This window comes from Actinomadura fibrosa, from assembly GCF_900659615.1.
GTDB classification, from domain to species: Bacteria; Actinomycetota; Actinomycetes; order Streptosporangiales; family Streptosporangiaceae; genus Spirillospora; species Spirillospora fibrosa.
On the sequence record NZ_CAACUY010000253.1, the window covers coordinates 1 to 11,884 of the forward strand.

Genomic DNA, 11,884 nt, shown 5'->3' on the forward strand with positions numbered 1-11,884 from the left:
CGACGCGCCCGGCAGGCACGGCCGGCGCGGCGCCGGGCGGCCGCGGGCCGGCGACTACTCCTGGCGCGACTTCGAGCTCGACGACGACCTGCCGCGCGTGGAGCCGTACCCGCCGGGCATGCCGCACGCCGCCGACGGCCGCCGCCACTGCGGCGTCCTGGAGGACATCCTCGTCCGGCAGTGGGACGCGCGGACGGGCCCGCCGACGCCCGAGGTCATCCGGGCCGTGGACAGCCTCGCCGGGCTGCCGAACGCGCTCAAGGAGAAGCTCGCGAGCGGCCTGGACGGCATCTACGTGGGGCCGGGCGGCGTCCCGCAGCTCGACGACATGGGGCACCTGCGCGACCGTCCGCTGCCGTCGGGCCGCGCCACCTGGGACATCTGCGCCGGCGCCTACGGCGACCGCAAGATCGTCGTCGGCGACCGGCCGTCCCCGACGCCGGACGTCATGCTGCACGAGGTCGGGCACGCGCTCGACGACATCGACGGCGACGACGGCTGGACCTCCGACAGCCCCGCGTTCCGGCAGCTGTACGAGCAGTGCCGGCCGTACCTGTCGAGCGACTTCCACAAGCAGCCGGACGCGCTCGGCCGCCGGGAGTTCTTCGCGGACGCCTTCGCGGCGATCTCGTCCCGGCAGCGCCCGGCTCTGGTGGATATGCTCGCCGGCAACATCCGGACGGCGCTCGAGGTCATGCTCTTCTTCAACCGCAGGTACGGGATCTGAGGACCATGGCGGCCGACGGCGACGATGGACACCGAGGGTGATCGACGATGTACGTGATCCGGCTCCCCGACGGCACGCTGAGGGTGCCGCACAGCGTCCTCGCCGAGCCCGGTGACGAGGCGGGCGAGGGGCGGATCATCGCCGACGCGTACGTCGAGATAGGCCCGGACGACCCCGACTACGACCGGCTCCTCGGCCAGTCGCTCACGGAGGAGGAGCTGGAGGACAGGCGGCGCCGCTGGCGGGACGAGGACGCGGATCTGCTCCAGCGCTTCGAGGAATGGAAGTCGGACCGGGCGGAGGAGTAGGGCGGGCTCCCCGGCGCGCGCCCCGCTCGCCCCCGGTCGCGGCGGTGAAGGGCGGGAGCCCCGATCAGCGGGCCGGCGAGTGCTCGGCGACCGGCTCCTCGCCGCGCAGCAGCGCGTGCACCTCGGACTCGCGGAAGCGGCGGTGCCCTCCGGGAGTCCGGATGCTGCTGATCCGGCCCGCCGCGGCCCAGCGGGTGACCGTCTTCGGATCGACCCGGAAGAGGGCGGCGACCTCTCCTGGAGTCAGCAGGCGCTCGCTCGTGCTCTCCACGTTTTCTCTCCCCCTTTGTCCCGCTCTCGGCGCGGGTGGACTGTTTACAGTGTGGCGGCTCAAGACCGATTTCTCCCTTGTTTTCGGAAAACATCACGCTGGGTAGTCGGGCGAGCTGGCGCGATCACTCGACGTGCCCGCGGCACCGTGCGCACGCGTCCCGACAACCCCTCTTGACCAGGCCGGTCACGTTCGTAACAGGGGTGTTGCACAGCCGTTGACGGCGCGCGGCGGGCGGGCGAATAGTCTCCGCACCATGACGGATCTTGTCTCCCTGCCGGACATCGAGGCCGCCGCGGGCCGGCTGGCGGGCGTCACCGTCCGCACGCCGCTCGTCCCGTTCCCGGAGCCGAGGCCGGAGCCCGGGCCGGAGCGCGGGCCGTCGCTGCTGGTGAAGCCCGAATCGCTCCAGCCGGTCGGCGCCTTCAAGCTCCGCGGCGCCTACAACGCCATCGCGTCGCTGCCGGCGGACGTCCGCGCGGCGGGCGTGGTCGCGCACTCCAGCGGCAACCACGCGCAGGCGGTCGCGTACACGGCCCGCGCCCTCGGGATCCCGGCCGTGCTGGTCATGCCGCACACGACGCCCGGCGTGAAGGTCGACGCGTGCATGGCGCTCGGCGCCGAGATCGTCTACGTGGAGCCGACGGCGGAGGCGCGCGCCGAGACCGCGGGCAAGCTCGCCGCCGCGCACGGCTTCACGATGATCCCGCCCTACGACGACGCCCGCGTGATCGCGGGGCAGGGCACCGTCGGGCTGGAGATCGCCCAGGACCGTCCGGATGTGGACGTCGTGCTCGTCCCGGTCAGCGGCGGCGGGCTGATCTCGGGGGTCTCCGCCGCGGTCAAGGCGCTGCGGCCGGAGGCGAGGGTGGTCGGCGTCGAGCCCGAGCTGGCCGCCGACGCCCGCGACTCCCTGCGCGCGGGACGCCCGGTGGCGTGGGCGGCCGAGGAGACCGGCCGCACCATCGCCGACGGGCTCCGCGTCCAGCGGGTCGGCGACCTCCCCTTCGCGCACCTGCGGGCCCACGTGGACGGCATCGTCACGGTGTCCGAGGACGAGATCCGCGCGGCGATGCGCCGCCTCGCCCGCGAGACCCGCCTCATCGCCGAGCCCAGCGGCGCCGTCGCCACGGCCGCCTACCTGTACCACCGGGACGAGCTCCCCGCGGGCACGACCTACGTGTCGATCCTGTCCGGCGGCAACGTGGACCCGGCCCTCTTCCTGGACGTCCTGCGCTGACCCCCGCGCCGGGTCCTCCGCGGGGCTTCCGCGCGCACGCCCCGACCTGCCGCAGCGCCATGGAAAGGGAGGGGTACCCTCGAAGGGTCATGCGTTCCGTATTCCTCTACACCGCCGCGCGGCTCGCGATCTTCGTCGCGACCGCGGGCGTGCTGGCGCTCTTCGGGGCCCGCGGGTTCCTGCTCCTGCTGCTGGCCCTGCTCATCAGCGGGGTGGTCAGCTTCGTCCTGCTGTCCGGCCAGCGCGACCGGATGTCGGCCGCGGTGGCGGGCGGGATCGGCGAGCGGCGGCGCAGGTTCCACGAGGCCCGCACCAAGGAAGACGCCTGATCCACGGCCCGGGCCCGGGCGCCGCCGGCGGCGCCCGGCGGTGATGCCGCACGGCCGCGCGGGGACGGATCGGGCACGCAATACGCTGGGGGCATGACCCGCGCCTCTCTCGACAAGCAGCCCGCCGACGTCGCGGCGATGTTCGACGGCACCGCCGAGCGGTACGACCTGCTGAACACGCTCATGACCGGCGGCCAGGACCGGCGCTGGCGGCGGGAGGTCGTCCGGGCGCTCGGCGCCCGGCCGGGCGAGCGGATCCTCGACCTCGCCGCCGGCACCGGGACGTCGTCCGTCCCGTTCGCCGAGGCGGGCGCCCAGACGGTCGCCTGCGACTTCTCGCTGGGCATGCTGCGCGTCGGCGTCCGGCGGCAGGCGGGCGTCCCGCGGCTGCGGTTCGTCGCCGGGGACGCGCTGCGCCTGCCCTTCGCCGACGGCTCGTTCGACGCCGTCACCATCTCCTTCGGGCTCCGCAACGTCGCCGACACGGGCCTGGCGCTGCGGGAGCTGCGGCGGGTGGCGAAGCCCGGCGGGCGGCTGCTGGTCTGCGAGGTGAGCCACCCCCCGAACGCGCTGCTGGCGCTCGGCCACAAGGTCCACCTCCGGTACGGGCTGCCGATGCTGGCGCGGGTCAGCTCCAATCCCGACTCCTACCGGTATCTCGCCGAGTCGACGCTCGCCTGGCCCGACCAGGCGGGGCTGGCCCGGCTCCTCCAGGACGCGGGCTGGAGCGCGGTGCGCTGGCGCGACCTCACCTTCGGGGTGGCGGCGCTGCACCATGCCGTGAACCCGGGGTGACCGGGCCGGGCCGCGGGTTTCGGACCGGTCCAAATCTGGAGCCGCCGAGGAGTACCCACGGGCCGTGATAAAGGAATAGACTCCCCACCGGATCCTTGTGAAGTACTTCACAAGCGAACGAGCTAAAGAGGAACGCTGTGACCGACTCCACCCGACACGCAGATGTCATCGTCGTCGGGGCCGGCCCCGCTGGGGCCTCGACCGCCTACTGGCTCGCCCAGGCGGGCCTGGACGTGCTGCTGCTGGAGAAGGCCACGTTCCCGAGGGACAAGATCTGCGGCGACGGGCTCACCCCCCGCGCCGTCCGCGCGCTGATCGGCATGGGCGTCGACATCAACGACCCGGGCTGGGGACGCAACAAGGGCCTGCGCATCTACGGCGGCGGCGTCAAGGTCGAGCTGCCCTGGCCGGAGCTCGCGAGCTTCCCCGACTTCGGCCTCGTCCGCAAGCGCACCGACCTCGACCAGCTCCTCGCCGAGCACGCCGCGAAGGCCGGCGCCCGGCTCCTCCAGGGCTGCAACGTGACCGGCCCGATCGTGGACGAGCGCACCGACCGCATCAAGGGCGTCACCGCGAAGTACGAGGGCGAGGAGGTCGAGTTCCACGCGCCGCTCGTCGTCGCGGCCGACGGGAACTCGACACGGCTGTCGCTCGCCATGGGCCTGCGGCGGCGCGAGGACCGCCCGATGGGCGTCGCGGTCCGCCGCTACTTCCGCACCCCCCGCCACGATGACGACTACATGGAGGCATGGCTGGAGTTGTGGGACGGCGAGCGCCTGCTCCCCGGCTACGGCTGGGTCTTCGGCGTCGGCGACGGCACGTCCAACGTCGGCCTCGGCCTGCTCAACACGAGCAAGGCGTTCCAGAGCGTCGACTACCGCGGCATGCTCCAGCGCTGGTGCGCGCAGATGCCCGAGGACTGGCAGTTCGACGAGGAGCACGCCACGAGCCCGATCCGCGGCGCGGCGCTCCCGATGGGCTTCAACCGCCAGCCGCACTACACCCGCGGGATGCTGCTCGTCGGCGACGCCGGCGGCATGATCAACCCGTTCAACGGCGAGGGCATCGACTACGCGCTGGAGTCCGGCCGGCTGGCCGCCGACATCATGGTGCAGGCGCTGGCCCGCCGCACCCCCGCGCAGCGCGAGCGGACGCTGTACGAGTACCCGCGGATCCTCAAGGACGAGCACGGCGGCTACTTCACGCTGGCGCGCGTGTTCGTCCAGGCCATCGGCGACCCGCGCGTCATGAAGTTCCTGACCGCGCACGGCCTGCCCCACCCCACGTTGATGCGGTTCACGCTCAAGCTCCTCGCCAACCTGACCGACCCCAAGGGCGGCGACGCGATGGACCGCGTCATCAACGCGATGCAGAAGGTGGCTCCGGCGGCATGAGCGGGAGGCGCCCGGCGACCGAGCCGACCCGACCCCCTGAGGGGAGTGCTATTGATCACCTTGGCTAGGGTGGCGACCCGTGCCCGTGGCGGACGTCACGCAGACGGCACGGGCAGCGCCGCCGCGGCGCGGCCCTCCGGCACCGCGCACCGCGCGGTCCCCGGCACCGGAGGGCCCGCCCCGTACAACGACGTACGTTCCGAGGAGGGCTAGAGACATGGATCTCTATGTTCCGATCATCGTGCTGGGAGTGCTCGCGTTCGCCTTCGCCGCCGGTTCGGTCGCGATGGCGTCCCTCACCGGCCCGAAGCGGTGGAACCGGGCGCGGCTGGACGCCTACGAGTGCGGCATCGAGCCGACCCCGCAGCCCGTCGGCGGCGGGCGCTTCCCGATCAAGTACTACCTGACGGCGATGCTCTTCATCGTCTTCGACATCGAGATCATCTTCCTGTACCCCTGGGCGGTCGCGTTCGACCGCATGGGCATGTTCGGCCTGGTGGAGATGGTCCTTTTCATCGTGACCGTGCTCGTCGCGTACGCCTACATCTGGCGGCGCGGTGGTCTGGAGTGGGACTGACATGGGTCTAGAGGAGAAACTTCCCAGCGGCTTCCTGCTGACCACGGTCGAGCAGGTCGCGGGCTGGGCGCGCAAGAGCTCGGTCTGGCCGGCGACGTTCGGGCTGGCGTGCTGCGCGATCGAGATGATGGCGACCGGCGACCCGCGGCACGACTTCTCCCGGTGGGGGATGGAGCGCGCCTCGGCGACGCCGCGGCAGGCCGACCTGATGATCGTCGCGGGCCGGGTGAGCCAGAAGATGGCGCCCGTGCTCCGCCAGATCTACGACCAGATGACCGAGCCCAAGTGGGTCATCGCGATGGGCGTGTGCGCCTCGTCCGGCGGCATGTTCAACAACTACGCGATCGTGCAGGGCGTCGACCACATCGTCCCGGTGGACGTCTACCTGCCCGGCTGCCCGCCGCGGCCGGAGATGCTGCTGGACGCGATCCTCAAGCTGCACGACAAGATCCAGAACACGAAGCTGGGCCCGCAGCGCCAGAAGCAGATCGCCGAGCTGGAAGAGGCGAAGCGCAGGCAGCTTCCTTTGCTGGGACAGGGGACCGTGTAGTGAGCTCGCAGAATCCTGAGCAGCAGGCCGAGCAGGCGGCCGACCGGCTCCCGGCGCAGGCCGAGGAGGAGCGCCGGGAGCAGCCGGTCGTCCGGACGGGCATGTTCGGCGTCAAGACCAGCGGCGACACCTCCGGGTACGGGCGGCTCGTCATCCGGCAGAGCCCGAAGATCTCGACGCCGCGGCCGTACGGCGGCCCGGACGGCGCGGCCGAGGCGGGCGAGTTCGACGAGATCGCCGACGAGCTGGAGCGGGCCTTCGCGGGCTTCGGCGACGCGGTCGAGCGGGTCGTCGCGGACCGCGGCGAGCTGACGTTCTTCGTGAAGCGGGAGCACCTGGTCGAGGTCGCGCGGACGATGCGGGACGAGCCGTCGCTGCGCTTCGAGCTGTGCTCCAGCGTGTCCGGCGTGCACTACCCGCAGGACGCCGGCGCGGAGCTGCACTCGGTCGTGCACCTGCTGTCGATCACGCACAACCGGCGGGTCCGGCTGGAGACGACCTGCCCCGACGCCGACCCGCACGTCCCGTCGCTGGTCCCGGTGTACCCGACGGCCGACTGGCACGAGCGCGAGACCTACGACTTCTTCGGGATCGTGTACGACGGCCACCCGGCGCTGACGCGGATCGAGATGCCGGACGACTGGGTCGGCCACCCGCAGCGCAAGGACTACCCCCTCGGCGGCATCCCCGTCGAGTACCGCGGCGCGGAGATCCCCCCGCCCGACCAGCGGAGGTCGTACACATGAGTTCCACGAAGTACACCGAGTACGACGCCTACGCCGCCGACGAGGCGGCGGAGGGGCGGGTCTTCGACGTCAACGGGCAGGACTGGGACCAGGTCGTCTCGGGCGCCGAGGACCTCGGGGACGAGCGGCTCGTCGTCAACATGGGCCCGCAGCACCCGTCCACGCACGGCGTGCTCCGGCTGATCCTGACGCTGGACGGCGAGACGGTGAACGAGTGCCGGGTGGGCATCGGCTACCTGCACACCGGCATCGAGAAGAACATGGAGTTCCGCACCTGGACGCAGGGCACCACGTTCTGCACGCGGATGGACTACCTGGCGCCGATCTTCAACGAGACGACGTACTGCCTCGGCGTGGAGAAGCTGCTCGGCGTGACCGACCAGGTGCCGGAGCGGGCCCAGATCATCCGCGTGATGATGATGGAGCTGAACAGGATCTCCTCGCATCTCGTGGCGATCGCGACGTTCGGGCTGGAGCTCGGCGCGACGACGGTCATGCTGAACGGGTTCATCGAGCGCGAGTACACCCTCGACCTGTTCGAGGAGATCACCGGGCTGCGGATGAACATGGCGTACGTCCGGCCGGGCGGCGTCGCGCAGGACCTGCCGAGCGGCGCGACCAGCAAGATCCGCGACTACCTGGACCGGATGCCGAAGCGGCTCCAGGCGCTGCGGAAGCTGATGGACGACAACCACGTCTACAAGGCGCGGACGAAGGACGTCGCCTACCTCGACCTGACCGGCTGCATGGCCCTCGGCGTGACGGGCCCGGTGCTGCGCGCGACCGGGCTGCCGTGGGACCTGCGCAAGTCGCAGCCGTACTGCGGCTACGAGACCTACGACTTCAAGGTCGCGACGCAGGACACCTGCGACGTGTACGGCCGCTATCTCGTCCGGATGGAGGAGATGGAGGAGTCGCTGAAGATCGTCGAGCAGTGCCTGGAGCGGCTCCAGACGGTCAAGGGCCCGGTGATGATCGAGGACAAGAAGATCGGCTGGCCGGCGCAGCTCGCGATCGGCGCGGACGGCATGGGCAACTCGCCGCGGCACATCGCGCACATCATGGGCACCTCGATGGAGGCGCTGATCCACCACTTCAAGCTGGTGACGGAGGGCTTCCGGGTCCCGGCCGGGCAGGCGTACGCGCCCATCGAGTCGCCGCGCGGCGAGCTCGGCGCGCACGTGGTCAGCGACGGCGGCACCCGCCCGTACCGCGTGCACTTCCGCGAGCCGTCGTTCGTCAATTTGCAGGCCACCCCGGCGATGGCCGAGGGCGGCATGATCGCCGACGTGATCGCGGCCGTGGCCAGCATCGACCCGGTCATGGGGGGAGTGGACCGATGACGTACGAGCCGGAGGTGCGCGAGCGGCTGGAGCGCGACGCCAAGGAGATCATCGGCCGCTATCCGAAGCCGCGGTCGGCGCTGCTGCCGCTGCTGCACCTGGTGCAGTCGGTGGACGGGCACATCACCGAGCACGGCATCGAGTTCTGCGCCGAGCAGCTCGGGATCACGGCCGCGCAGGTGACGGGCGTCGCGACCTTCTACACGCAGTACAAGCACGCGCCGGTGGGGGAGTACCACGTCGGCGTCTGCATCAACACGCTGTGCGCGGTCATGGGCGGCGACCAGATCTGGGCGGAGCTGAGCGAGCACGCCGGGGTGGGCCACGACGAGGCCACCCCGGACGGCAAGGTCAGCCTGGAGCGGATCGAGTGCAACGCCGCCTGCGACTTCGCCCCGGTGATGATGGTCAACTGGGAGTTCTTCGACAACATGACTCCCGCCAAGGCGAAGCAGCTGGTCGACGATCTGCGCGCCGGTAAGGAAGTGCTTCCTTCGCGCGGCCCGAACAAGCTCAGCCGCTGGAAGGAGGCGTCCCGCGTGCTCGCCGGGTTCCCGGACGGGCTCGCCCACGAGGGCGTCCAGGCCGGGCCGGAGTCGCTGGTCGGGCTGAAGCTCGCGAACGAGCGCGGCTGGACGGCGCCGTCCGCCGACGTGGACCGCGAGCGGCCGGACGAGCCGGTGAAGGCGGGCGAGGTCTCCGACCCGCCGCCGAACGAGCCGGGCAAGCCCATCGGCGGCGACGTGAAGCCGGGCAGCCAGGAGGGACGGAACCAGTGACCACGCTCACCCCGATCCTCACGAGGAACTGGGACCAGGCCGACTCCTTCACCCGCGCCGGGTACGAGCGGGAGGGCGGCTACCAGGCCCTGCGCACGGCGCTCGGGATGGCGCCGGACGACATCGTCCAGGCCGTCAAGGACTCGGGCCTGCGCGGCCGCGGCGGCGCGGGCTTCCCCACCGGCATGAAGTGGGGGTTCCTGCCGCCGAGCAGCCCGAACCCCCGCTACCTGGTGGTGAACGCGGACGAGTCCGAGCCGGGCACGTGCAAGGACATCCCGCTGATGATGGCGAACCCGCACGTCCTCGTCGAGGGCATCATCATCAGCTCGTACGCGATCAGGTCGAACCACGCGTTCATCTACGTGCGCGGCGAGGTCCTGCACGTCATCCGCCGCCTCCAGCAGGCGGTCGCGGAGGCGTACGAGGCCGGCTACCTCGGCAAGGACATCCTCGGCTCCGGCTACGACCTGGACGTCGTCGTGCACAGCGGCGCCGGGGCCTACATCTGCGGCGAGGAGACGGCGCTGCTGGACTCCCTGGAGGGGTTCCGCGGCCAGCCCAGGCTCAAGCCCCCCTTCCCCGCGGTCGCGGGCCTGTACGGCGGGCCCACCGTCATCAACAACGTCGAGTCGATCTCCTCGGTTCCCTCGATCGTGCAGAACGGCGCCGACTGGTTCGCGTCCATGGGCACCGAGAAGTCGCAGGGCTTCGGGATCTTCTCGCTGTCCGGGCACGTGACGCGGCCCGGCCAGTACGAGGCCCCGCTCGGCATCACGCTGCGGGAGCTGCTCGACATGGCGGGCGGCGTCCGGGAGGGGCACCGGCTGAAGTTCTGGACGCCGGGCGGCTCGTCCACGCCGATCTTCACCGACGAGCACCTGGACGTGCCGCTGGACTTCGAGTCCGTCGGCGCCGCCGGGTCGATGCTCGGCACCCGCGCGCTCCAGATCTTCGACGAGACGACCTGCGTCGTCCGGGCGGTGCTGCGCTGGTCGGAGTTCTACGCGCACGAGTCGTGCGGCAAGTGCACGCCGTGCCGCGAGGGCACCTACTGGTACAAGCAGATGCTGAAGCGGCTGGAGGCGGGCCAGGGCGAGGAGAAGGACCTGGAGACGCTCCTCGACCTGTCCGACAACATCCTCGGCCGCTCGTTCTGCGCCCTCGGCGACGGCGCGACGAGCCCGGTCGTGTCGTCCATCAAGCTGTTCCGGGACGAGTACCTCCAGCACTTCGAGCAGGGCGGCTGCCCGTTCGACCCCGCCAAGTCCACCCTCTGGGGAGGTGCCAAGTGACGGTCACCGACGACAAGGCGGCCGTGAAGCCGGCGGAGGAGATGGTCTCCGTCACCATCGACGGCTTCGAGGTCGAGGTGCCGAAGGGCACGCTGATCATCCGGGCCGCGGAGCTGCTCGGCATCCAGATCCCGCGGTTCTGCGACCATCCGCTGCTCGACCCGGTCGGGGCCTGCCGCCAGTGCCTGGTGGAGATCCCGGACGCCGGGAACGGCCGCGGGATGCCGAAGCCGCAGGCGTCCTGCACGACCACCGTGATGCCGGGCATGGTCATCAAGACCCAGCTCACGTCCCCGGTGGCCGACAAGGCGCAGCACGGCGTGATGGAGCTGCTGCTCATCAACCACCCGCTGGACTGCCCGGTCTGCGACAAGGGCGGCGAGTGCCCGCTGCAGAACCAGGCGATGTCCAACGGGCGCGGCGAGTCGCGCTTCACCGAGACCAAGCGGACGTTCCCGAAGCCGCTGCCGCTGTCCAGCCAGGTGCTGCTCGACCGCGAGCGCTGCATCCAGTGCGCCCGCTGCACCCGCTTCTCCGACCAGATCGCCGGGGACGCGTTCATCGACCTGCTGGAGCGCGGCGCCAAGGAGCAGGTCGGCACCGCCGACGGGAAGCCGTTCCAGTCCTACTTCTCCGGCAACACCGTGCAGATCTGCCCGGTGGGCGCGCTGACCGGCGCCGCGTACCGGTTCCGGTCGCGGCCGTTCGACCTCGTGTCGCAGCCGAGCACCTGCGAGCACTGCGCGTCCGGCTGCGCGCTGCGCACCGACCACCGGCGCGGGAAGATCACCCGCCGGCTGGCCGGGGACGACCCGCAGGTCAACGAGGAGTGGAACTGCGACAAGGGCCGCTGGGCGTTCACCTACGCCACGCAGCCCGAGCGGCTCACCCACCCGCTCGTCCGGAACGCGGCGGGCGAGCTGGAGACGGCGTCGTGGCCCGAGGCGCTGACGATCGCGGCCCGCGGGCTCGCGGCGGCGCGCGGCTCGGCCGGCGTGCTCACCGGCGGGCGGGTGACGCTGGAGGACGCCTACGCCTACGCGAAGTTCGCCCGGATCGCGCTCGGCACCAACGACGTCGACTTCCGGGCCCGCCCGCTGTCGCGCGAGGAGTCGGAGTTCCTCGCCTCGTCCGTCGCGGGCCGCCCGATCGAGGTGACCTACGCCGACCTGGAGCGGGCGCCGGTCGTGCTGCTCGCCGGGTTCGAGCCGGAGGAGGAGTCGCCGATCGTCTTCCTGCGGCTCCGCAAGGCGTTCCGCAAGAGCCGGCTGAAGGTGTACTCGGCGGCGCCGTTCGCGACCCGCGGGCTCGCGAAGGTCGGCGGCACGCTGCTGCGGACCGAGCCCGGCGCCGAGGCCGACACGCTCGGCGCGCTCGTCGGGGACGACTCCCTCGCCGACGTCCGGACGCTGCTGGAGACGCCCGGCGCCGTCGTCATGGACTTCTGGGACGGCTACAAACCCGCCCGCGACCGGCTGTTCACCGAACTCGCCGAACGGAGGATCCGGAACCCCGTCGTCCTCACGGGCG

At 71.6% G+C, this 11,884-nt stretch carries 14 protein-coding genes; 13 read left to right on the forward strand and 1 reads right to left on the reverse strand.

Translation table 11 applies throughout. From position 1 onward, the window contains the following. A partial coding sequence (locus tag E1300_RS41280) for a hypothetical protein (RefSeq protein ID WP_131762731.1) occupies positions 1-727 on the forward strand: 727 nt, incomplete at its 5' end. Positions 728-774: 47 nt separating this feature from the next. Further along, positions 775-1,035, forward strand: coding sequence for a hypothetical protein (locus E1300_RS41285; RefSeq protein WP_131762732.1), 261 nt, complete (start codon positions 775-777; stop codon positions 1,033-1,035). A 64-nt stretch (positions 1,036-1,099) separates the two neighbouring features. Here E1300_RS41285 and E1300_RS41290 read toward each other — a convergent pair whose 3' ends face one another. Further along, complete coding sequence (locus tag E1300_RS41290) at positions 1,100-1,306, reverse strand: BldC family transcriptional regulator (RefSeq protein WP_131762733.1); 207 nt, start codon at positions 1,304-1,306, stop codon at positions 1,100-1,102. A 256-nt stretch (positions 1,307-1,562) separates the two neighbouring features. On the opposite strand from E1300_RS41290, the gene E1300_RS41295 reads away from it, so the two are divergent. The 11 genes from E1300_RS41295 to E1300_RS41345 form a co-directional block, all read left to right on the forward strand. Beyond that, complete coding sequence (locus E1300_RS41295; RefSeq protein WP_131762734.1) at positions 1,563-2,546, forward strand: threonine ammonia-lyase; 984 nt, start codon at positions 1,563-1,565, stop codon at positions 2,544-2,546. An 89-nt stretch (positions 2,547-2,635) separates the two neighbouring features. Continuing rightward, the gene (locus E1300_RS41300; RefSeq protein ID WP_131762735.1) at positions 2,636-2,875 is read left to right on the forward strand and encodes a DUF4229 domain-containing protein; all 240 of its coding nucleotides are present in this window, start codon (positions 2,636-2,638) and stop codon (positions 2,873-2,875) included. A 93-nt stretch (positions 2,876-2,968) separates the two neighbouring features. Next, entirely contained in the window at positions 2,969-3,670 is a 702-nt protein-coding gene (locus tag E1300_RS41305) for a demethylmenaquinone methyltransferase (protein WP_131762736.1), read from the forward strand. A 137-nt stretch (positions 3,671-3,807) separates the two neighbouring features. Next, entirely contained in the window at positions 3,808-5,064 is a 1,257-nt protein-coding gene (locus E1300_RS41310) for a geranylgeranyl reductase family protein (RefSeq protein ID WP_131762737.1), read from the forward strand. 217 nt (positions 5,065-5,281) lie between these two features. Next, entirely contained in the window at positions 5,282-5,641 is a 360-nt protein-coding gene (locus E1300_RS41315) for an NADH-quinone oxidoreductase subunit A (protein ID WP_131739185.1), read from the forward strand. Position 5,642: 1 nt separating this feature from the next. Beyond that, positions 5,643-6,191: a NuoB/complex I 20 kDa subunit family protein gene (locus E1300_RS41320; RefSeq protein WP_131762738.1), complete on the forward strand. Its 549-nt coding sequence runs from the start codon at positions 5,643-5,645 to the stop codon at positions 6,189-6,191. Next, the gene (locus tag E1300_RS41325; protein ID WP_131762739.1) at positions 6,191-6,937 is read left to right on the forward strand and encodes an NADH-quinone oxidoreductase subunit C; all 747 of its coding nucleotides are present in this window, start codon (positions 6,191-6,193) and stop codon (positions 6,935-6,937) included. Before E1300_RS41320 ends, E1300_RS41325 begins: the two co-directional genes overlap by 1 nt. Further along, positions 6,934-8,280 carry an NADH-quinone oxidoreductase subunit D gene (locus E1300_RS41330; RefSeq protein ID WP_131762740.1) on the forward strand — a complete coding sequence of 449 codons (1,347 nt, stop codon included), beginning with the start codon at positions 6,934-6,936 and terminating at the stop codon, positions 8,278-8,280. The genes E1300_RS41325 and E1300_RS41330 overlap by 4 nt, the downstream gene beginning before the upstream one ends. Continuing rightward, positions 8,277-9,059, forward strand: a complete 783-nt coding sequence (gene nuoE / locus E1300_RS41335; RefSeq protein ID WP_131762741.1) for an NADH-quinone oxidoreductase subunit NuoE — start codon at positions 8,277-8,279, stop codon at positions 9,057-9,059. Before E1300_RS41330 ends, nuoE begins: the two co-directional genes overlap by 4 nt. Further along, positions 9,056-10,354 carry an NADH-quinone oxidoreductase subunit NuoF gene (gene nuoF, locus E1300_RS41340; RefSeq protein ID WP_131762742.1) on the forward strand — a complete coding sequence of 433 codons (1,299 nt, stop codon included), beginning with the start codon at positions 9,056-9,058 and terminating at the stop codon, positions 10,352-10,354. The genes nuoE and nuoF overlap by 4 nt, the downstream gene beginning before the upstream one ends. A gap of 41 nt (positions 10,355-10,395) precedes the next feature. Next, positions 10,396-11,884, forward strand: a 1,489-nt coding sequence (locus E1300_RS41345; RefSeq protein ID WP_242619728.1) for an NADH-quinone oxidoreductase subunit G, incomplete at its 3' end; no start/stop codon positions are given.

Bases quoted from the DNA above. Each gene is read 5' to 3' on its own strand.
- E1300_RS41330 (WP_131762740.1), top strand. From the start codon at position 6,934: ATGAGTTCCACGAAGTACACCGAGTACGACGCCTACGCCGCCGACGAG.
- E1300_RS41320 (WP_131762738.1), top strand. From the start codon at position 5,643: ATGGGTCTAGAGGAGAAACTTCCCAGCGGCTTCCTGCTGACCACGGTC.
- E1300_RS41300 (WP_131762735.1), top strand. From the start codon at position 2,636: ATGCGTTCCGTATTCCTCTACACCGCCGCGCGGCTCGCGATCTTCGTC.
- E1300_RS41305 (WP_131762736.1), top strand. From the start codon at position 2,969: ATGACCCGCGCCTCTCTCGACAAGCAGCCCGCCGACGTCGCGGCGATG.
- E1300_RS41295 (WP_131762734.1), top strand. From the start codon at position 1,563: ATGACGGATCTTGTCTCCCTGCCGGACATCGAGGCCGCCGCGGGCCGG.
- E1300_RS41285 (WP_131762732.1), top strand. From the start codon at position 775: ATGTACGTGATCCGGCTCCCCGACGGCACGCTGAGGGTGCCGCACAGC.
- E1300_RS41315 (WP_131739185.1), top strand. From the start codon at position 5,282: ATGGATCTCTATGTTCCGATCATCGTGCTGGGAGTGCTCGCGTTCGCC.
- nuoE (WP_131762741.1), top strand. From the start codon at position 8,277: ATGACGTACGAGCCGGAGGTGCGCGAGCGGCTGGAGCGCGACGCCAAG.